Origin of the sequence: Streptosporangium jomthongense (assembly GCF_042650425.1) — a bacterium.
GTDB lineage: Bacteria > Actinomycetota > Actinomycetes > Streptosporangiales > Streptosporangiaceae > Streptosporangium.
This window is the reverse complement of record NZ_JBHSBC010000032.1, coordinates 609371-629412: the sequence shown is the minus strand read 5'-3', so window position 1 is coordinate 629412 and position 20042 is coordinate 609371. Positions and strand designations below refer to the sequence as shown.

Sequence of the window (20042 nt, the reverse complement as noted above, 5' to 3'; positions counted from 1 at the left end):
CCCCTCGAACGGCCGGGGCCGTACGGCGCGCGAACGACGACGGGCGCGTCCCCGAGGGAACGCGCCCGTCCTGATCTCTGGCCGGCGAGGGCTCTCAGCCGGTGACCGTGGTGGCCGCCGGATCCGTCAGCGGTGACTACCAGTCGCCGCCACCGAAGTCACCGCCGCCGAAGTCGCCGCCGCCGAAGTCACCCCAGCCTCCGCCGCCGAAGTCGCCTCCGCCGCCGCCGAAGTCACTGCCGCCACCGCCGTCGGCCAGGCCCTGCTCGTAGCCGGCGCCGTAACCGCTGTGGCCCCAGCCGCCGCCCAGCATGCTGCCCATCATCGTGCCGACGAGCATCGCGCTCATGACGTCGCCGAAGCCGCCGTAGTAGCCGTAGGCGTAGGGCTGGTAGGCCGGGCCCGCGTCGTAGTAGGGGCGGTAGTGGCCGTCCACCATGACCTGACGGGTCTGCGGCTCGAAGCCACGCTCGATGGCCTCGGCGTCGGCCGCGCAGGCGGGCACGTCGCGCACCGCGCCGCCGGGCGGGGCCCAGCGGACGTCACGGACCGAGGGACCGTGCTGCGGGTTGAAGAAGCACGGCGAGCGCCGCTCGGGGAGCGGCTGGTTGTTCACGCGCGCCTTCACGCAGGCCAGGGCGTAGCGGCCCTCCTCAAGCGCGGTGGTCACGCCGCGGAGCTCGTCGGGGCGGTTGACCGCCGCGAGCTCCACCTTGGCCCGCTCGTAGGAGTCGAGGGCGCGCTGCCAGTCCTGCAGGTGATCGGAGCCGTTGCCGAGCAGCTTGACGTCGGTGTCCAGGTCGGTGATCTCCTCACCGAACTTGGTGACGTCCTCGTCGACGGTCTGCTTGACGGCGGCCAGCTCGGCGGCCTCACGGGCCTCGCGCTGCCGCTTCTTCTTACGGGAGTAGAAGAAGATGCCCAGACCGCCCGCGACGGCCAGCACCAGGATGCCGATCAGCACGCCACCCGAGGAGCCCCCGGAGGAGCGGGAGGGGCTGGAGCCCAGCCCGGCACCGGTGGCCGCGTCGTCGGCCAGCTTCACGAAGTTGACGATGTTGTCCGTCGGGCTCGAGGTCGTGGCCGCCCTGCTGAGCAGCTCGTCCACGTCGATGCCCTTGACGTTGGAGACACCGAACGGCTGCTTGCCGTTCATGACCAGGATGGTCGCCTTGCCTCCGACGTCCTTGCGCAGGGACGTCAGCAGAGTCTTCGCCTGGGACTGGCTGGTGATCGAGCCGGAGGGCAGCAGCGCCACGTAGACCGTCGAGGTCTGCTCGGCGGCGCTGCTCATGGCGTCCGCGGCGCTGGCGGGGATGCCCGCCGCGGGGTCGGCGTAGAAGTGGTCGCCGTCCTTCAGGCCGGACGCGATCGTGCTCGGGTCGGGCGCCGCGGCGTTCGCCGCCGGGGCGATCATGAAAATGGTCAGCAGCCCGGCGAGCAACGCGATGATCGCGGCACCGAGGCGACCTGACGCTGTTTGCTTGGTGGTCACGGCAGAAAGCCCTCCTTCGCCCTGGAAGACGAGCGAGTGGACGTCAGAGTTCCCCCCTGACCGTAATCCTTTCCAAACCTGGACGCGTCACCCGGGAGAAGGAGGGGTCAGTTGTCGCGGATGTCACAGATGGCGGCACCCGCCGTGACGGTCTGCCCGACCGCCGCGTTCAGCCCGGCGACGACTCCGGCCCGGTGCGCGGTCAGTGGCTGCTCCATCTTCATCGCCTCCAGGACCACGATCACGTCCCCGGCCGCGACCACGTCCCCGTCGGCGACCGCGACCTTCACGATCGTGCCCTGCATCGGGCTGACCAGTCCGTCCCCGCTCACCGCCGTGGCACGTCCGGCGCCCTGGCGCCTGCTCGCGCGCCTGCCCCCGGCGCCGCCCTGGGCCGTCACGCCCGCGCCCTGCCCGCCGACCAGCCCGGCGGGCAGGACGACCTCAAGCCGCTTGCCGCCGACCTCGACCGTGACCCGCTCGCGTTCGGCCGTCCCCGGCTCGGCGACCGGCCCGGCGTACGGCTGGACCGGGTTGACGAACTCGGTCTCGATCCAGCGGGTGTGCACCGCGAACGACGACGCGCCGTCCGGCGCGGTGAAGGCCTCCTCCTCGACCACGACCCGGTGGAACTCGGCCACCGTCGGCATTCCCTCAAGGTGCAGCTCGGCGAGAGCCCGCCTGGCCCGGGCCAGCGCCCGTCCCCGGTCGGCCCCGGTCACGATGACCTTGGCCACCAGCGAGTCGAACGCGCCGGGGACGGTCATGCCCGCCTCGTATCCGGCGTCGACCCGCACGCCCGGCCCGGAGGGCCAGCGCACCGCGGTGATCGTGCCCGGCGCGGGCAGGAAGCCCCGTCCCGCGTCCTCGGCGTTGATCCGGAACTCGATGCTGTGCCCGCTCACCCGCGGGTCGTCGTAGCCGAGCGGCTGCCCCTCGGCGATCCGCAGCATCTCGGAGACCAGGTCGAGCCCGGTGACCTCCTCGCTGACCGGGTGCTCGACCTGCAGCCGGGTGTTGACCTCAAGGAAGGAGATCGTGCCGTCCTGGCCGACGAGGAACTCGCAGGTGCCCGCCCCGACGTAGCCCGCCTCCCGCAGGATGGCCTTGGAGGAGGAGTACAGCAGCTCCATCTGCTCGTCGGTCAGGAACGGCGCCGGGGCCTCCTCGACGAGCTTCTGGTGCCTGCGCTGCAACGAGCAGTCACGGGTGGAGACCACCACCACGTTGCCGTGCGTGTCGGCCAGGCACTGCGTCTCCACGTGCCGGGGCCGGTCGAGGTAACGCTCGACGAAGCACTCGCCCCGGCCGAAGGCCGCGACCGCCTCGCGGACCGCGCTGTCGTACAGCTCGGGGATCTCCTCAAGGGTCCTGGCGACCTTCAGGCCCCGCCCTCCACCGCCGAAGGCGGCCTTGATCGCGATCGGCAGGCCGTGCTCGGCGGCGAAGGCCACCACCTCCTCGGACCCGGAGACCGGCTCGGCGGTCCCGGCGACCAGCGGCGCCCCCACCTTCTGCGCGATGTGCCTGGCCTGCACCTTGTCGCCGAGGGCGACGATCGCGGAGGGGGGCGGCCCGATCCAGGTCAGCCCGGCGTCGATGACCGCCTGGGCGAAGGCCGCGTTCTCCGCCAGGAAGCCGTACCCGGGGTGGACCCCGTCGGCGCCGCTGGTCTCGGCGACCGCGAGCAGTTTGGCGATGTCGAGGTAGGTCTCGGCGGGGGACTGGCCGCCCAGCGAGTGGGCCTCGTCGGCGAGCTGGACGTGCAGGGCGTCCAGGTCCTGCTCGGCGTAGACCGCGACGCTGGCCAGGCCCGCGTCCCTGCAGGCGCGGATGATCCGTACGGCGATCTCGCCACGGTTGGCGACCAAGACCTTCTGCACCGACATGGTTCCCTTCATCACGTGCGAACGGGGGGGCTGGCGGGCCTCCAACGGAGTTTAGGCGCCGTACGGAGCCTGGGAAGAGCGGGGTCCCGCCCGCCGGGATTGGGATATGTCATGGGTTGTTTTTGGATGGCCGTATTGGTGATGATCCCCGTGCGCCGGAGTGGGCACGGCCGCCGGCACATGGCGCCTCTCGGATGACGATTCCCGGTATGACATGTGACTTACGGCGAATGACGCGTTATCCGGTCCGTGGGTATGGGAAGATCCATAGCCGCTCGGCATAATCCGAGTATCTCCGTGATCCACTCACCTATCGTGATGTCGTTTGGTGAGCCCCCGACACCGATCCAGAAGGAGTGCTGGCATGAGCCAGAACTTGCTTGGTGGCAATCCCGCGGAAATGCAGCAGATGGCCACCCAGTTCACCCAGCAGGCCGACCAGGTGAGGGCCACGATGGCGGCTCTGGACCGTGAGGCGGGAAAGGTCGGCACCGCCTGGACCGGCCCGGGTGCCCAGCGTTTCACCGAGGCCTGGCAGAACTACCGTGCCGCCTTCCAGCGCATGTCCGAGGAGCTCGCCGAGGCCTCCCGCGTGATCAACACCTACCGCGGCAACATCGAGTCCGCCACGCGCTGATTCGGCCGCCACGCCGCCCCGGTCTCGTGAGACCGGGGCGGCGTTTTCGTTGCCCCGCCGTACCTCAGCCGGGCAGGGCCGTCTGGACGGCGGTGGCCGTGCCCAGCGTCACCAGCAGGCCCCGTCCCGGCGGGCCGCCGACCGCGCCGCGGGGGAGCCGGATGGTGAACAGGTCGCCGTCCGCGGGGCTCTGCACCGAGAGCAGCAGACCGGTGCGGGCCTTCCTGGCCTCGGCGACGAAACCCCGGTAGGCGGTGGTCAGGTCACCCGTCGTACCGCCGATGACGAGGCCGTGCTCGCTGTCGCGGCCGGTGCGCAACACCTGCTCAAGGGACATGCCCAGGGGCGAGTCGGGGGAGACCAGCTCCGCGTCGTCCACGATCGCCACGTACCGTTCGTGCCCCGCTACGGCCCTGTCGAGGTCGCCGTCCGCGCCGAGTACGGCCAGCACCCCCTCCTGCCCGGCCAGCGTGCTGAGCGGGCTGCGCCTGGGGGTGACCACCACCACGGGCGTCCCCCTGTCCAGCAGGGAACGGGCGGCGGTCAGCAGCGCCGAGGAACGCCCGGAACGGGACGGCCCGGCGACGACCGCGCCGGGTCCCTGGGCGAGCAGGTCGACGCCGAGCGGGGTCAGCGAGTCGCCGCCGACGCCGAACAGCGCCCACAGCGGGGAGGGCGGCTCGAAGGAGGGCACCAGCTCCAGCGCCTGCGCCGAGGTGATCCGCATCGGCAGCGCGTCGACCCGCAGTGGCGGCTCGCCGTTCCACGGCCACCGCCCCGGCTCGGCCGTACCGGGGGAGGCGCCGAAGCGGCCGGGCACATCCCTGGACAGCGCCTGCAACGCGGCGACCTGGGCGGGGCCGGCGGGATCGTCGCACAGCAGCGCGATCTGGCTCTCGACGATCCCGTGCTCCCCGGTGGCCAGCGCCCTGCCGGGGGCCAGCGCGGCGGGCAGGTCCTTCACCGGCAGCCCGGCCAGGCCGTAGTCGGAGGGGTCGGCCAGGCGCAGGATCAGCCGGTCCTCGAAGACCGTGGAGATCTGCCCGAGCAGCACCGACCTGTCCCCGGTCACCACGGCGCGCAACCCGACCGCGGGTCCCTCCCTGAGCAACTGCATCGCCGACTCGATCAGCCGCCCGTAGTCGTAGCCCTCGAACGCGGCGACGAACCCCTCCCACCGGTCGAGCATCAGCACCATCCACGGCAGCCTGGGCCCGGTCGCGGCGGCGCGCAGCTCGGCCAGCGACGCGTAGCCCTCCGCGGCCAGCAGTTGCTGGCGCCGCCCGACCTCGGCGCGCAGCCGGTTCAGCAGCCGTTCGACCCGGTCGAGCTGGTCGCGGGTCACCACGGCGCCGCAGTGCGGCATGGCCATCAGCGGCAGCAGGGCCCCGGAACCGCAGTCGATCGCGTGCAGGTGCACGTCCTCGGGGGAGGCCCCGGCGGCGATCGCCCCGGCGAGCGTGCGCAACGCGGTCGAACGCCCGCTGCGGGAGGCACCCGCCAGGAGCAGGTGACCCCCGGCGGCCAGGTTGAGCGCCAGCGGCCTGCGGGCCTGCGCCCACGGCAGGTCGGTCGTCCCGAACGCCAGCGGCGGCACCTCCTGGACCCCCACCCGGTACGGCGGCGCGTCCCCGGGGGCCACGGTGACCCCGGGGGCCACCAGCAGGTCGTCGAGCGGCGGCAGCCAGGGACTCGGCTGCCTGGGGACACCGGTGACACGGGCGGCCTCGACCAGGGCGTCGACCAGTACGGACAGGTCGGTGACCGCGGCGTTCTCCGTGGCCGTCTCCGGCGGCGTGAGCGGCTGCCCGAGCGCCCGCCAGCCGACCTCCGTCACCCTGGCCCGCACCTCGCTCTGCGCGCCGGGCCCGCGTCCGCCGATCCGCGCGGTCTGCACCGCCGTGGGCGTGCCGACGCCCGACTTCACGTAGCACCGTCCCGGGGTGGCCTTGGAGATGTGCGCGGCGTCCGGCCTGTCGATGACGTCGGAGGACTCCGCGGCCTCCGTCACCCGCAGCGCGATGCGCAGCGAGGTGTTGGCCTGGATGTCGGCGGTGACCACGCCGCCGGGCCGCTGGGTGGCCAGGATCAGGTGGATGCCCAGCGAACGGCCCCGCCTGGCGATGTCCACCAGGCCGGTCATGAAGTCGGGCAGCTCGCTGACCATGGCCGCGAACTCGTCGATGACCAGCACCAGGCGGGGCAGCGCCGCCAGCGGGTCGGCGCGCAGGGGCAGCTGCCTGACCGCCGAGCCCGCCCCGGCCACCATCAGGTCCCGTGAGGCGCGGGCCCGCTGCGCGTCGCGCAGCTCGTGGTAGTCCTCGATGTCCTTGGCCCCGGCGGCCAGCAGCAGCCGTTCGCGGCGGCGGATCTCGGCGGCCAGGGAGGCCAGCGCCCGCTGGGTGAGGTGGCCGTCGAGGTCGCTGACCATGCCGACCGTGTGCGGCAGCCGTACGCACTCCTTGAAGGCGGCCCCGCCCTTGTAGTCGATCAGCACGAACGTCATCTCGTCGGGGCGGTTGGCCACCGCGAGGGAGCAGATCAGGGTCTGCAGGAGCTCCGACTTGCCCGCGCCGGTCGTTCCCGCGATGAGCGCGTGCGGACCGTCGGTGCGCAGGTCGACGGAGAAGACGCCGTCGGGGCCCGCGCCGATCACCGCCCGTGTCGTACGGCCCCAGCGCTCGGCCAGGACGGCGCCGGAGACCGAGGGCAGGTCGAGCAGGTCGAGCAGCCTGGCGGAGCCGGGCAGGGCCAGGGCGGCCTCGTCCCGGCTGACGTCGCGCACCGGGGCCAGGGAGCGGGCCAGCCGGTCGCACCAGGAGGAGGAGACCTGGTCGGCCAGGATCTCGCCGAGCCCGTCCAGGCCGCCTCCGCGCAGCCGTACGGTGCCGTCCCCGGCCACGTCCGCCACGGTGGCGCACTCTTCGGGCAGCAGCCGCTGGTCGTCGTCGAGGGCCAGGGTGTAGACGCCCGCCCTGGGGCCCTGGCGCAGGACCTGCGGCATGCCGGGCAGGGCGCGCAGGACCTGGGCGCCGTCCAGGACGACCAGCACGTCGTAGGGCCGCTCGTCGTATACGGGCGCGACGTCGGCGCCTGCCGGGGCGCCGTCGCCCCATCCGGAGGCGATACGGCCGAGCTTGGCCGCCGACCCCTCCTCCTCGCCCTGGCGTCCCTCGATCAACGCGGTCAGCTCGGTCACCCTGCGGGCGGCGGCCTCGGGGTCGGCGCCGACCAGCGCGACGCAGTCCTCGCCGCCGCGCGGGGCGCAGTGCGGCAGCCAGCGCACCCAGTTCCAGTTCTCCTCCCCGTCGCGGTGCGCCGACAGCACCACGATCGCCAGGTCGCGGGGGCTGTGCAGGGCGGCCGCCTGGCCGACCAGCCACCTGGCCAGCCCCGTGACGGCCGGTCTGTGCCCGGTCAGGCCGGCGACGCCGAGACGGCGCATGGCCAGGGCCACGGGCACCGCGTGGCAGTCGGGCGGGTCGGGGGGCACGCAGTCGGCGGGGGCGGAGCGCTCCGGGGTGAACTCCAGGTCGGCGGGCAGGTCGGCGAGCCCGACCCGCAGCCTGAGCGCGTCCTGGTCGTGGTCACGGCGCTCCCACAGCCGCCGTCTCGGCCCGGTCGCGGTGAGCAGCACCTCGGCCGGGTCCGGCGCGGCGGTACGGCGCTCCGCCTCGTCGTCGGCGCGGGCGCGCTCGACGTCCGCCTCGAAGTCCTTCAGGCGCTTCCTGTACTCCTTCATCCGCTGGCGGTACTGCTTGCGGCCGTGCCGCCGGTCGCTCCACCACTGGCCGATCATGATCAACGGCGTCATCAGCGCCATCAGCAGGAAGTACCAGACGTGCAGGGTCCAGGCCATGACCACGCCGAGCGCGGCGGGCAGGAAGGCGGTCAGCAGCTGCAGCCGCATGGTCTCGGCGCGTTTGGGCTCCGCGGGGACCTCGAAGCGCCGTGTGCTCGGCGGGGTGCGCAGCCTGGGCGGCCGGTTGTAGGCGAGGCCGCCGTCGGGCTGGGCGTCCAGGTGCGCGTCCGGAGGTTCGACGGCCCTGAGGGTCAGCACGCTCGCGCCACAGGTCAGCACGGCGTGCTCCCGCCAGGGCGCCGGGCCTTCGAGCGGTTCCCGGTCGAGTCTCGGCGTGGCGCCCTCCCCCGCCTCGACGGTGATGGCCTCGGGCGTGAGCCGGACGACGGCGGCCCTGGGGGGCAGCATGGGATCGGCGACGGAGACCGCGCAGGCCGGGTCGGAGCCGATGGTGTGCACACCCAGGCTGATGCGGTGCACGGACCCGGCGGCGGGCCCGCCGACGACCCGGATCTCCACGATGCCGCCCGGTTCCTCGGCGAGTGTCGCGGCGGCCAGGTCGCGTTCGAGGGTGACGAGGTCGCCGTCGCGGAGCAGGCCGAGGGCGGGCGCGGACGGTTCGAGGAGGCGGCCGTCGAGCCACATGGGCGGGGGTTGTGACCCGATGTCGCGGTCCAGGCCGTAGGGGGCCTTGCTGCGCGTCAGCCGTACCACGTTGCTCGGCCGCTCACCGCCCTGGCCGGCGAGCGCCTCGGCGAGCCTGGCGACCGTGGTCGTGTCGTCGCCCTCGACCACGACATCGCGGTCGGTGTGCTCGCTGAGCACGGTGAGCATGATCCGCATCGACGCTCTCCTCGGGTCGGAGCCCCGGTCCACGGTACAGAGTGGCACTTGTCGCGAAGGAGTGGTTTGCGGCAATGCCATGGGTTGTGGAGCGGTATGTGGAAAACGTGGCGGCCTGTGGAAAACCGCCTGATGACAGTGGCCGGTCGTGCCGTTTTAAATGGGCGTTCGCTCATCGGGCCGCGCACGGGAATGGCCGGGTGGGGCTGTGGAAAACTCAGGCCGCCGCCTCGCCGTACGGCCTGACCTGGGAGGTCGTGGCGGCGGGACGCGGACGGCGGGCAACGGGAGACGCCGTCTTCGCGTATGTGGTTTCGCGGTGACACGGGTGATCCGTTTTCCTGAGGGGGAACCGCATCCGGTGTGGGGCCGGGGCGGCGTACCCGGACCACTTCGCCATGACGCAAGCCATGACGCAAGGATGACACACGGTGAACGGCCTTCCGGCCGGATGGTGAAGGGCGCGGGTCTTTCCCGCCGAATGAGCCCCCTAAACGCCGGGGTGGACGCCGCACGAGTTAATCAGATGCCCTTATCACCCCGATAAGTCTCTTGTCATCTCACCGAACCGTCAGCATCCTTGCGATCGGCGTTGACAGACCTGTTCCTATCAAACGAGCATGGGACCTGGATTTTGTCTGCCTGTTCATCGGTGCGGTGCGCATAATGGCGTAAATTCGAGCAGTAGTCCCATTTGCGAAGACTCTGGGAGTCCCCCTACCCATGAGGACCAGTGAGAAGCCGGGCGGCCGCCCCCCGGCGAACGCCGAGCGGCCGGGCGCGCAACCAGGGCTTTCCGGCCCGGCGTCGCGCAAACTCCCCGTGTCCCCGCGTGAGCGCAAACCCGCGCTCGCGGCCCTCGCCCTGTTGCTCATCCTGGGCGGCGCGCTGGCCACCACCCTCCTGGTGCTGCGCAGCGGAGACCGGGTCTCCGCGATCCGGATCGTCAAGCAGATCGGCGCCGGGCAGCAGATGCTCGTCACCTCCATGCAGGAGGTGCAGATCGCCGACACCGGCATCGACTACGTTCCGTGGTCGCAGAGCGCCCAGGTCGCCCATGACTTCGCCAGCGTCACCCTCCTGCCGGGCACCCTGCTGACCCCCAGGATGGTCGCCTCGGCGAGCGGGGAGCTCGGGCCGGGCAAGGCCATCGTCGGCCTGTCGCTCAAACCCGGCCAGCTGCCCATCACCCTCGACGAGGGCGACCGGGTCCAGGTGATCTACGTGCCGGGCCGGGGCGGCGACGGGACGCAGAGCCGGGTCCTGGCGCAGAGCGCGCTCGTCCACCGGATGACCGCGACCAGCAGGGGAACCCCGGCCGGTCCGCTGGCGATCGTGGTGGACGTCAAGGACGCGCCCCTGATCAGCACCTACGCCTCAAGCGGCGAGGTCGCGGTGGTCGAGCTCCCCGGGGCCCGCTGAGATGGCGCTCATCGTGCTGGCGGCCGACAAGGGGGCGCCCGGGGTCACCACGGCGGCCACCGCGCTCGGCGCGGTCTGGCCTCGTTCCGTCCTGCTCGCCGAGTGCGACCCGGCGGGAGGCGACCTGGCCTACCGACTGCCCGCGCAGGACGGCGGCGTGCTCAACCCGGGCAGGGGCCTGCTCACCCTGGGGGCCACGGCCCGCAGGGGGCTGCAGCCCGAGCAGATCCACGAGCACACCCAGCGGATCGTCGGCGGGCTCGACGTGCTGGCCGGGCTGACCCACGGCGAACAGGCCGCGGGCCTCACCTGGCTGTGGGGGCCGCTCGGCCGCGCGTTCGCGGCGCTGCCCGGCGCCGACGTGCTGGCCGACTGCGGGCGCCTGGGCGGCCACCCCGAGATGACCGAGCTGGTCACGGAGGCGGCCCTGGTGGTGCTGTTCACAAGGGCGAGCCTCGACCACGTCGCCCACCTGCGCGAACGCCTCCAGGTGCTGCCCTCCTCGGTGCAGGTCGCGGTCGTGGTGATCGCCGACCCCCGCCAGTACCGCACGACGATCGACGACGTCCGCCGGATCGTCACGGCGACCGGCAGGCAGGTCGCCTTCGTCACCGGCATCGCGCACGACCCCAAGGGCGCCGAGCTGCTGCGCGGCCAGTGGGGCGGGCGCCTGGACCGCTCGCTGCTCATCCGCACCGCCCGTGAGCTGGCCGGACGCCTCGCCGCCCAGATCCGCGCCCCGGAGCACGTCCTGTGACCATAGACCACACCCTGGTGAAGCGCTTCCGGCAGGAGGTCGGCGACCGGCTGGCCCACCAGCGCCGCCTCGACCAGGCCAGCGGCCTGCCGCCGATGAGCGGCGAGGACGAGCGCCAGTTCGCCCGCGCGCTGATCGCCCAGGTGCTTGAGGAGTTCGCCCGCGGGGAGATCGGCGTCGGCCGTACCCCGCCGACCGCAGAGGAGGAGGAGGCCCTCGCCGGCGGAATCCACGCCGCGCTGTTCGGCGTCGGCCGCCTGCAGCCGCTGCTCGACGACCCCGACGTCGAGAACATCGACATCAACGGCTGCGACCGGGTCTTCGTCGGCTACGCCGACGGCCAGGAGCTCATGCGGGAGCCGGTCGCCGACTCCGACGAGGAGCTCATCGAGCTGATCCAGGTCCTCGCCGCCTACAGCGGCCTGTCCAGCAGGCCGTTCGACACCGCCAACCCCCAGCTCGACCTGCGCCTGCCCGACGGGTCCCGGCTCTCCGCGGTGATGGACGTGACGGTCCGCCCCGCGGTCTCCATCCGCCGCTCCCGCCTGGGCAAGGTCTTCCTCAGCGACCTGGTCGGCAACGGCACCGTGACCCCGGAGATCGGCCGCTTCCTCTCCGCGGCCGTCGCGGCCCGCAAGAACATCATGATCTCCGGCTCGACCAACGCGGGCAAGACGACCCTGCTGCGCGCCCTGGCCAACGAGATCCCGCCCCACGAACGCCTCATCACCGTCGAACGCGCCCTCGAACTCGGCCTCGACCAGTTCGCCGAGCTGCACCCGAACGTGGTCGCCTTCGAGCAGCGGCTGCCCAACTCCGAGGGCCAGGGCGAGATCTCGATGGCCGAGCTGGTGCGCCGCTCGCTGCGCATGAACCCCTCCCGGGTGATCGTCGGAGAGGTCCTCGGCGACGAGATCGTCACCATGCTCAACGCGATGACCCAGGGCAACGACGGGTCCCTGTCCACCATCCACGCCAACTCCTCGATGGAGGTCTTCAACCGCATCGCCACCTACGCCCTCCAGGCCGCCGAGCGTCTGCCGATCGAGGCGACCCACATGCTCATCGCGGGCGCGATCGACTTCGTGGTCTTCATCGAGAAGCGCAACGACTACGCCAAGGGCGGCAGACTGCGCCGCTTCGTCTCCAGCGTGCGCGAGGTCGCCGGTGTCGACGGGCGGGTGCTCTCCTCCGAGGTCTTCGCCACGGCCCCCGACGGCCGGGTCCTGCCGAACGCCCCCCTGTCCTGCATGGAGGAGCTGGCCCACCACGGCTACGACCCCGGAGGCTGGGCGTGAACGGCCTTCCCCCCGGCCTGTTCGACCCGCTGGTCATGCTCGCGGGCGCGGCGCTCGGCGCCGGGCTGTTCCTGCTCGGCCTGGCCCTGTACGGCCTGCGCCCCCGGCCCGCGAGCCCGGGCAGGAAGGCGGGAAGACGCGAGCTTCTCAAGGCGCTGTCCACCCGCTCGGCCATCGGCGCGATCGTGGGCGTCCTGGTGCTCGTGGTGACCGGATGGCCGGTCATGGCGGCCGGGGCCGTACTGCTCGCGCTCGGATGGCGGGGCCTGGCGGGCGGCGCGGCCGAGGAGCGTACGGCGATGCGGCGCCTTGAGGGCCTGGCCGCCTGGACCGAGTCGCTCCGCGACACCATCGCCGGGGCGGCGGGCCTGGAACAGGCGATCCCGTCGTCGATCAGGGCCGCCGCGCCGACCCTGCGCCCGCACCTGCTGTCGCTGGTCGACCGGCTGCACACCAGGATGCCGCTGCAGGACGCGCTCAGGCTGTTCGCCGACGAGCTGGACGACCCCTCGGCCGACCTCGTCGTGGCCGCGCTCATCCTCAACTCCAAGCTGCGCGGCCCCGGCCTGCGCGACGTGCTCGGCGCGCTGGCCGTCTCGGCCCGCGAGGAGCTGGACATGCGCCGCCGCGTCGAGGCCGAGCGCCGCTCGACCCGGCGCAGCGTGCAGATCGTGGTCGGTACGGCCATCGCCTTCGCCGTGGCGCTCGTGGTGTTCAACCCCTCCTACGTCGCCGAGTACGACAGCGCCCTCGGGCAGGCCGTGCTCGTGGTCGTGGCCGGGTTCTTCGGCGCGGGCTTCGCCTGGATGCGGCGCCTGGCCCGCTTCGACAAGCCCGCCAGACTGCTCGGCCTGCCCACCGGAGGGGCCGTGGGAGGCACCATGGGAGGCGAGGCGCGCGATGCCGACTGACGCGCTGTTCGCCGGGGGCGTGTTCGGCCTCGGCCTGTTCCTGCTGATGCGGGCGCTGTTCCCGGCCAGGCCGGGGCTGGTGACCAGGCTGCTGGCCCTCGACGCGGCCAGGGAGGGCACCCAGGCGCCCAGGGCCAGGCTCATCCTGCCGGACGAGGACGTCAGCGCCCTGCGCAGGGAGCTGGGCGTACGGCTGGCCCGCCTGTACGCGGCCAGGGGCTGGCAGGCGCGCTCGGCCAAGTCCGACCTGGCCCTGCTCGGCAGGTCGTTCGAGGCGTTCCTGGCCACCAAGGTGCTGCTGGCCGTCTCCGGGCTGCTGGCCTTCCCCCTGCTGGCCGGTTGGCTGGCGCTGATGAGCTGGGACGCCTCGCTCACGATGCCGCTGTGGGTCGCCCTCGCGGTCTCCGGGGTGTTCTTCGTCCTGCCCGACCTCCAGGTCAAACGGGACGCCGCACGGATGCGCCGCGACTTCCGGCACGTCGTCGGAGCCTTCCTCGACCTGGTCGCGATGAACCTCGCGGGCGGCCGGGGCGTGCCGGAGGCGCTGTTGATGGCCGTCTCCGTCGGCGCGCCCGCCGGGGACGAGGAGGAGGCCAACTGGGCGATGGCCCGCATCCGTGAGGCGCTCGGCAACGCCAGGATCGTCGGCATCACCCCGTGGCAGGCCCTCGGGCAGCTCGGCGACGAGATCAACGTGGACGAGCTGCGCGACCTGTCCGCCGCCCTCGGGCTGGTCGCCGACGACGGCGCCAAGGTCCGCTCGTCGCTGACCGCGCGCGCCGCGACCCTGCGGCGGCGGGAGCTCGCCGAGATCGAGGGGCAGGCGGGTGAACGTTCCCAGTCGATGCTCGTCGCGCAGCTTCTGCTCTGCGCCGGCTTTGTGATCTTCCTGAGTTTTCCGGCAGCGATGAAGATGTTGGGGTCCTGACATGCTGAACCATCCGTGGATCGTCTACGCGACGACCTTCCTGAGTGTGCGGATCGACCGGGCGCGCAACGCTCCGAGCAGGGGCGCCTCAGCGGTCGAGTGGGTCATCATCACCGCCATCATCGCCGGGGTCGCCCTCGGCCTGGCCACCCTCATCAGGACCCTCGTCGAGGGCAGGCAGGGGGAGATCTCCGACCAGTTCGGCGGCGGAAGCGGTGGCGGTGGCGGGGGCGGCGGCACCGACGGCGGAGGTGGCCCGGTTGGCGGCAACGGCTGAGGCGCCCGCGCGCCGCTCCCGGCGCGTGCGCGGACGGGACGGCGAGCGCGGCGCCTCCGTCGTCGAACTCGCGATGATCATGCCGGTCGTGCTGGCCGTCGTGCTGCTCGTCGTGCAGTTCGCCCTGTGGTTCCACGGCCGCCAGGTGGCCGACGCCGCGGCGCGGGAGGGGTCACGGCTGGCCAGGATCGACTCCGACTCCTGGCAGGAGGACGCGACCTCCAAGGCCGAGGAGGTGCTCAAGGCCATCGGCCCCAAGCTTCTCGACGGCGCGAAGGTGACGACCTGGGAGGAGGGCGACCAGCGGGGGGTCGAGATCACCGCGACCGCGGTCCAGGTCGTCCCGCTGCTGCCCTCGACGAGCCTCACCATCACCTCGCGCTTCGGCGGCCCCGTCGAGTGCTTCCGGCCCGACGACGGCGGTGAGGGGTGTCAGGAGTGACCAGGAGAGCGGGCGGGGACCCCGAGCGGGGGTCGCTGTCGGCGGAGGCCGTGCTCCTCGCACCGGTCTTCCTGCTGTTCCTGCTGTTCCTGGTGGGCGCCGGACGGATCGTCGAGGCCCAGGGCGAGGTGAACGGCGCCGCCAGGGACGCCGCGCGGGCGGCCTCCGTCGAACGCACCCGCTCCGACGCGGAGAGCGCCGCGGACGAGGCCGCCAAGGGGTCCCTGTCCGGGCAGTGCGAACCGGACGTCAGCCTCGCCGGCACGGACTGGAAGGCGGGCGGCCAGGTCAAGGTGACGGTGACCTGCTCACTCGACCTGGACTTCCTCGGCTTCGGCGCGGCCAAGGACATGCGGGGGGACGCGGTGGCCCCGCTTGAGCAGCTCCGGAGGGTGGAGAAATGACCTCTGCCCGCCGACCCGGAGACCGGGGGTCGATGTCGGTCTTCACGGTGATCTTCTCGGTGATGGTCTTCATGCTGGCCGGGCTCCTCGTGGACGGCGGAGGCGCCATCAACGCCAGGCTGCGGGCCGCGGACATCGCCGAGCAGGCGGCCAGGGCCGCCGCCGACAAGATCGACGTCGAATACCTCAGGGAGACCGGTCAGGCCCGGCTGCTGGGCGAGGACGAGGTCTGCGCGGAGGCGAAGAAGATCGTCTCCGGCTACGCGGGCTCCGACGTCCGCCTCGGCGAGTGCTCGGTCGGCGGCGGGCAGGGCGAGGTCACGGTCCGGGTCTCCGCGGCCTGGACGTCGTTCTTCCTGGCCGCGCTCGGCTTCCCCGGCTCCGACATGGAGGCCTCGGCAACCGCGGGGCCCGACATGGGGGACGACGGGTGACGGGCGCGGGCCGTACCGATTGAGGCGAACGGCTGGCGGAGCCGGCTGAGGACGAAGAACCTGGACACGAAGGGAGACGCATGCCCACGCGACAGCCAACGCGCATACGACCGAGACGTACGGCGGGCGACCTGGCCGCCGGTCTCGGCGCGCTGGTCGTGCTGGTCGCACTGGTCGGCGGGGTTCCCTACGCGCTGCTGAGGCTGGCCGGGCCGCCGTTGTCGCCCGAACTGCTCCACCTGAACCTGCTGACCAGCCAGGTCGGTACGAGCATGATCGTGGCCATCCTCGTGCTGCTGGTCTGGCTGGCCTGGCTGCAGCTGACCGTCTGCGTGATCGTCGAGATCTACGCGGGGCTGCGCCGGGTCGGCATGCCCGCCAGGGTGCCCTTCTCCGGCGGCACCCAGATGCTGGCCAACCGGCTGGTCTCCGCGGTCCTGCTGCTGTTCACCGTCTCCGCGGTCGTCGTGCCGATCGTCAGGCCCACGGCGACGCCCGCCGCCCCCGCGACCGCGGCGGCCTCGGTCACCACCCCGGAGCCCGAGGAACGGGCGCCGCTGGTGCACGTCGAGAAGGCCAGGAAGGTCTACGTGGTGCAGCCGCCGCACGGGCGCCACCACGAGAGCCTGTGGGAGATCGCGGAGAAGTGCCTCGGGGACGGGCGGCGCTATCCGGAGATCTACCGGCTCAACCAGCACAAGGAGCAGCCCGACGGCAGCCGCCTGCACATGGCCGACCTCATCAGGCCGGGCTGGGTGCTCGACATGCCGGACGACGCCAGGAACGTGCACATCGTCCCGGCCTCCCAGCCGCGCGGGGAGACCCTTGAGGACCACCCGGGCAAGCCTGCGGAACTCGACGGCCACACCCAGGACATCTCGGCCAAGGGAGGCTCCGACCTGCCGGGCGAGGCCCGGCAGGAGGCGGGCGGCGGGGAGAACAGGGGCGAGGCCCGCAGACCCGCCGACTCCCGTGAGGAGAGCGCCGACAGCGGCAGGCGGGAGCCGTACAGGACCAAGGACCAGGGACAGGAGCAGAGCCAGGACCAGGGCCGCGACCAGGGGCAGCAGCAGGGGCTGGAGCTGCTCGACTACCTGGCCGGGGCCTCGCTCGCGGCGGCCGGGCTGCTGGCGGCCCTGGGCCGCAGGCGCAGACAGCAGCTGTGGCACAGGGCGTTCGGGCGCAGGATCGCCAGGCCGAAGGACGACGCGGCCAAGGCGGAGGTGGCGCTCAGACTGGGCGCCGACGCCCCGGGCAGCCGGATGCTGGACATCGGGCTGCGGCTGCTCGGCCGCTCCCTGGCCGCGCAGAAGCGCATCCCGCCCACCATCTACGCCGCCCACCTGTCGGCGCAGAGCCTCGACCTGTGGATCCACCCGCCCGTGGCCGAGGCGCCCGCGCCCTGGAGCGCCCACGACGGCGGCCAGGTGTGGAAGCTGCCCGCCCACGAGGGCAGGATGCTCGACGAACGGGCGCTGTCCGAGGCGCCCGCGCCGTACCCCGGGCTGGTCTCGCTCGGGTCGAACGGCGAGGGGCGCGTGCTCGTCGACCTGGAGGCGGCGCACGGCCTGATCAGCCTCGACGGCCCGCGCAGCACCGAGGCCCTGGCCGCGCTCGCCGTCGAACTGGCGACCAACCGCTGGTCGGACCTGATGACCGTCACGCTCGTCGGGTTCGGCGAGGAGCTGACCGTGATCGCCCCCGACCGGGTCAGGCACGTCGCGACCCTCGCCGAACTGCTGCCCGAGCTTGAGGCCAGGGCCGCGGAACGCGGCCAGGGCGGGGACGTGCTGACCGGCAGGATCCAGGGGCGGGCCGCGGAGCCGATCTGGCCGCCGCACTACGTGCTCTCCGCGCTCGTGCCGAACGAGGAGGAGGGGCACCGGCTGGCCGTACTTGCCAGGAAGGGCGTCAGGACAGCGGCCGGGTACGTCGTGGCGGGGAAGGTCCCGCACGCCACCTGGAACTGGGAGGTCACCGAGGACGGCAGGGCGAAGGTGGACGCGCTCGGCTTCGAGGTGGACGCCCAGCTGCTGCCCCGCCGCCACTACCGTGCCCTGATCGACCTGTTCGAGACCGCAGGACGGCTCGACGGCGAGCCGATGAGCGACCGGCCGGAGCCCGTCCCGGCGAACGCCTCGGTCGAGGTGCGGGTCCTCGGCCCCGTGGAGATCGCGGGCCCCTCACCGATGGAGGAGGGACGGGCCACGCTCGCGGTGGAACTCGTCGTCTACCTCGCGACCCACCCGGGCGGCGTCCACCCGGTCGTGCTCGGCGGCGTCCTGTGGCCACGCGGCGTGCAGGCGGCGGTCAGGGACGCGACCATCGCCAGGGTCGTCGACTGGCTGGGCACCGACGGCGCGGGGCGCCCCAACCTCTACGCCGACGAGGCGGGCAGGTTCCGCCTCGGCCCCGAGGTGCGGACCGACTGGATGGTCTTCCGCGATCTGGTCCGCCGCTCCCACACCGACTCCGGGGTGCGCGCCGTACTGCTCGAACGGGCGCTGAACCTGGTGCGCGGGCCGCTGCTCAACGGCCGCCCGCGCGGCCGGTACGCCTGGCTGGCCGACGACGACCTGGAGTACGACGTGACGGCGGCCGTCGCGGACGCCGCGCACCGGCTCTGCGACATCCGGATCGAGGAGGGCGACGGGGGACGGGCCGTCGCCGCGGTGCGGGCGGGCCTGCTGCTCGCCGCCGACGACGAGGGGCTCTGGCGTGACCTGCTGCGGGCCACCCACCTCACCGGAGACCAGGCGCGGCTGCGGACCGTGGTCGAGGCCCTGAGCAGGAGGGCCGCCGCCCAGCCGGGCGGGAGCGGGATGGCCCCGGAGACCGAGGCCCTGATCGACGAGCTGCTGCCCTCGTGGCGGATGCGCTCGGCGCCGTCCGCATGAGGGCGGGGAGGGCCCTGGCGGCCGGGGTCGCGGTGGCAGGAGTCCTGCTCGCGGGCTGTACGGCGGAGCCGGACAGGTTCGTCCCGCAGGGCGACGCCGGTGGGGCGAGCGCGACGCCGGACCTCTCAAGGGCGCCCGTCGCGACCCCCACGGCACGGACGGAGACGGTCGAGGTCGCCCCCGGCGTACGGCTGGTCGTCGAGTGGCCCGCCGCCCCCGACCGGGACACCGCCGGGATGGTCGCCGCCTTCCGCGACCACCTGGCCGGGTCGTTCAGGGCCGTCGTCACCGGCGGCAGGGACGTCGGCTATCTCGACGCCGTCACCGGTGACGCGGTCGGCGAGCTGAGCACGTGGGTGGGGGAGTTCCTCGACCAGCACCGTTCGGTACGGGGCACCGCCCGCGTCTACGCGCTGACCGTCGGCCCCGTGGACGGCAGAGGGGCGCAGATGGAGGCGTGCATGGACGAGTCCGGCATGCGTCTGCTCGACACGGCGACCGGGAGGCCGCTCGCCCGCCAGCCCGCGTGGACCCGTGAGCCCTTCCTTCAGGCGGCCGGGATGCGGCTCGGCGACGACGGGGTGTGGCGGGTCGCGCTGCTGCGGCACACGGAACTTCCCAGCGAACGGGTGAAGGGATGTTTGCGATGATCGGGAGAACGGCCGTCGCGGGGCTGGTCCTGCTCGCTGTCACGAGTCCCTCCGTCGCCTTCGCGGCCCCTCCCGGAGGGGGCGGCGGTCCCGAGGCCACGGGCTTCCAGGGGGGCGAGGGCAACGAGAAGGTCGGCGTCGTCCTGAAGGACTCCCGGATCGTCGTGTCCGGGAACGGGACGGGCGGCAAGAGCGACGGCTACCGGGTCAAGCGCCCCTGCTGGTACGAACCTGGCGGAAACGCCGAGGACATGCTGAAGAAGCAGGAGGGGAGCAAGCCCGAGTGGATCCCCGAGACGGAGTGGCGCAGGCACCTGGACGACCTCAAGCAGTTCAAGGACAAGGTCGGCAAGGAGGGGAACTGGTGGACGCGCGCCTACAACGCGGCCGACCCGAACGCGCTGTCCTGCCTGGCGGGGCTCGAACCGTACGTGTTCGTCCCGCCGAACACCACCCCGCCCGCCGGGATCACCGTCAGGGAGCTGGCCGACATCGCCAGGGCCGCGCTGACCGTGCCCAAGCCGAAGATCGAGGTCAATCCGAACGTCAAGAGCTACGTCAACCTGGACACCTGGGTCTGGCTCGGTGACACCGGCGCCAAGACGCGCTCGGTGACCGCGACGCTGCCCGGCGTCATGAGCGCCACGGTCACGGCCACCCTCGGGAGCCTGCAGATCAAGTCGGGCACCACGGGCGATCGCGCCGACGTCAAGCAGAACTGTGCGGGGGGCGGCAAGCCGTACAGCAAGGGGGAGAAGGACAGGTTCAGCTGCGGGGTGACCTACCGGCGGGCCTCGGCCGACCAGCCGCGCGGGGTTTACACGATGACCGTGACCGCGGTGTGGCCCGTCACGGCGCCGGGGGTCGACTTCGACTACGCCCCGGTCCAGGTGAGCGCGGACCGGGACGTGGCCGTCGGCGAGGTGCAGAGCGTCGTCAAGGGAGACGAATGAGGC

At 72.8% G+C, this 20042-nt stretch carries 16 protein-coding genes; 13 read left to right on the top strand and 3 right to left on the bottom strand.

The window, feature by feature from the left end:
* Positions 1 to 136 precede the first annotated feature (136 nt).
* Entirely contained in the window at positions 137 to 1495 is a 1359-nt protein-coding gene (locus ACFOYY_RS28420; RefSeq protein WP_386193612.1) for a hypothetical protein, read from the bottom strand.
* Between the two features lie 107 nt (positions 1496 to 1602).
* On the bottom strand, positions 1603 to 3378 hold the full coding sequence (locus ACFOYY_RS28415; RefSeq protein ID WP_386193609.1) for an acetyl/propionyl/methylcrotonyl-CoA carboxylase subunit alpha: 1776 nt from the start codon (positions 3376 to 3378) through the stop codon (positions 1603 to 1605).
* A gap of 370 nt (positions 3379 to 3748) precedes the next feature.
* On the opposite strand from ACFOYY_RS28415, the gene ACFOYY_RS28410 reads away from it, so the two are divergent.
* Positions 3749 to 4021, top strand: a complete 273-nt coding sequence (locus ACFOYY_RS28410) for a WXG100 family type VII secretion target (protein WP_012888044.1) — start codon at positions 3749 to 3751, stop codon at positions 4019 to 4021.
* 64 nt (positions 4022 to 4085) lie between these two features.
* Here ACFOYY_RS28410 and ACFOYY_RS28405 read toward each other — a convergent pair whose 3' ends face one another.
* Positions 4086 to 8666 carry an FtsK/SpoIIIE domain-containing protein gene (locus tag ACFOYY_RS28405; RefSeq protein ID WP_386193604.1) on the bottom strand — a complete coding sequence of 1527 codons (4581 nt, stop codon included), beginning with the start codon at positions 8664 to 8666 and terminating at the stop codon, positions 4086 to 4088.
* Between the two features lie 723 nt (positions 8667 to 9389).
* On the opposite strand from ACFOYY_RS28405, the gene ACFOYY_RS28400 reads away from it, so the two are divergent.
* The 12 genes from ACFOYY_RS28400 (at position 9390) to ACFOYY_RS28345 (ending at position 20039) form a co-directional block, all read left to right on the top strand.
* Entirely contained in the window at positions 9390 to 10088 is a 699-nt protein-coding gene (locus ACFOYY_RS28400; RefSeq protein WP_352010015.1) for a hypothetical protein, read from the top strand.
* Position 10089: 1 nt separating this feature from the next.
* Entirely contained in the window at positions 10090 to 10845 is a 756-nt protein-coding gene (locus ACFOYY_RS28395) for a hypothetical protein (protein WP_386193602.1), read from the top strand.
* On the top strand, positions 10842 to 12143 hold the full coding sequence (locus ACFOYY_RS28390) for a CpaF family protein (RefSeq protein ID WP_352010013.1): 1302 nt from the start codon (positions 10842 to 10844) through the stop codon (positions 12141 to 12143). Before ACFOYY_RS28395 ends, ACFOYY_RS28390 begins: the two co-directional genes overlap by 4 nt.
* Positions 12140 to 13054, top strand: coding sequence for a type II secretion system F family protein (locus ACFOYY_RS28385; RefSeq protein WP_362910305.1), 915 nt, complete (start codon positions 12140 to 12142; stop codon positions 13052 to 13054). Before ACFOYY_RS28390 ends, ACFOYY_RS28385 begins: the two co-directional genes overlap by 4 nt.
* Positions 13044 to 13982 (top strand): type II secretion system F family protein, encoded by a 939-nt coding sequence (locus ACFOYY_RS28380; protein WP_352010011.1) that lies wholly within the window; start codon positions 13044 to 13046, stop codon positions 13980 to 13982. The genes ACFOYY_RS28385 and ACFOYY_RS28380 overlap by 11 nt, the downstream gene beginning before the upstream one ends.
* A 1-nt stretch (position 13983) precedes the next feature.
* Positions 13984 to 14259 (top strand): hypothetical protein, encoded by a 276-nt coding sequence (locus tag ACFOYY_RS28375; protein WP_352010010.1) that lies wholly within the window; start codon positions 13984 to 13986, stop codon positions 14257 to 14259.
* Positions 14234 to 14701 (top strand): TadE/TadG family type IV pilus assembly protein, encoded by a 468-nt coding sequence (locus ACFOYY_RS28370; protein WP_386193596.1) that lies wholly within the window; start codon positions 14234 to 14236, stop codon positions 14699 to 14701. The genes ACFOYY_RS28375 and ACFOYY_RS28370 overlap by 26 nt, the downstream gene beginning before the upstream one ends.
* Positions 14698 to 15105 (top strand): TadE/TadG family type IV pilus assembly protein, encoded by a 408-nt coding sequence (locus tag ACFOYY_RS28365; protein WP_352010008.1) that lies wholly within the window; start codon positions 14698 to 14700, stop codon positions 15103 to 15105. The genes ACFOYY_RS28370 and ACFOYY_RS28365 overlap by 4 nt, the downstream gene beginning before the upstream one ends.
* Complete coding sequence (locus ACFOYY_RS28360; protein WP_362910303.1) at positions 15102 to 15539, top strand: pilus assembly protein TadG-related protein; 438 nt, start codon at positions 15102 to 15104, stop codon at positions 15537 to 15539. The genes ACFOYY_RS28365 and ACFOYY_RS28360 overlap by 4 nt, the downstream gene beginning before the upstream one ends.
* Before the next feature lie 80 nt (positions 15540 to 15619).
* Entirely contained in the window at positions 15620 to 18436 is a 2817-nt protein-coding gene (locus ACFOYY_RS28355) for a hypothetical protein (RefSeq protein ID WP_352010006.1), read from the top strand.
* Positions 18406 to 19086 (top strand): hypothetical protein, encoded by a 681-nt coding sequence (locus ACFOYY_RS28350; protein WP_386193591.1) that lies wholly within the window; start codon positions 18406 to 18408, stop codon positions 19084 to 19086. The genes ACFOYY_RS28355 and ACFOYY_RS28350 overlap by 31 nt, the downstream gene beginning before the upstream one ends.
* The gene (locus ACFOYY_RS28345; RefSeq protein ID WP_362772724.1) at positions 19083 to 20039 is read left to right on the top strand and encodes a hypothetical protein; all 957 of its coding nucleotides are present in this window, start codon (positions 19083 to 19085) and stop codon (positions 20037 to 20039) included. Before ACFOYY_RS28350 ends, ACFOYY_RS28345 begins: the two co-directional genes overlap by 4 nt.
* The last annotated feature ends 3 nt before the right edge of the window (positions 20040 to 20042 follow it).

Excerpts from the sequence above, each read along its gene's own strand:
- ACFOYY_RS28375 (WP_352010010.1), top strand. The coding sequence starts at position 13,984 with ATGCTGAACCATCCGTGGATCGTCTACGCGACGACCTTCCTGAGTGTG.
- ACFOYY_RS28410 (WP_012888044.1), top strand. The coding sequence starts at position 3,749 with ATGAGCCAGAACTTGCTTGGTGGCAATCCCGCGGAAATGCAGCAGATG.
- ACFOYY_RS28395 (WP_386193602.1), top strand. The coding sequence starts at position 10,090 with ATGGCGCTCATCGTGCTGGCGGCCGACAAGGGGGCGCCCGGGGTCACC.
- ACFOYY_RS28355 (WP_352010006.1), top strand. The coding sequence starts at position 15,620 with ATGCCCACGCGACAGCCAACGCGCATACGACCGAGACGTACGGCGGGC.
- ACFOYY_RS28380 (WP_352010011.1), top strand. The coding sequence starts at position 13,044 with ATGCCGACTGACGCGCTGTTCGCCGGGGGCGTGTTCGGCCTCGGCCTG.
- ACFOYY_RS28400 (WP_352010015.1), top strand. The coding sequence starts at position 9,390 with ATGAGGACCAGTGAGAAGCCGGGCGGCCGCCCCCCGGCGAACGCCGAG.
- ACFOYY_RS28345 (WP_362772724.1), top strand. The coding sequence starts at position 19,083 with ATGATCGGGAGAACGGCCGTCGCGGGGCTGGTCCTGCTCGCTGTCACG.
- ACFOYY_RS28405 (WP_386193604.1), bottom strand. The coding sequence starts at position 8,666 with ATGCGGATCATGCTCACCGTGCTCAGCGAGCACACCGACCGCGATGTC.
- ACFOYY_RS28360 (WP_362910303.1), top strand. The coding sequence starts at position 15,102 with ATGACCTCTGCCCGCCGACCCGGAGACCGGGGGTCGATGTCGGTCTTC.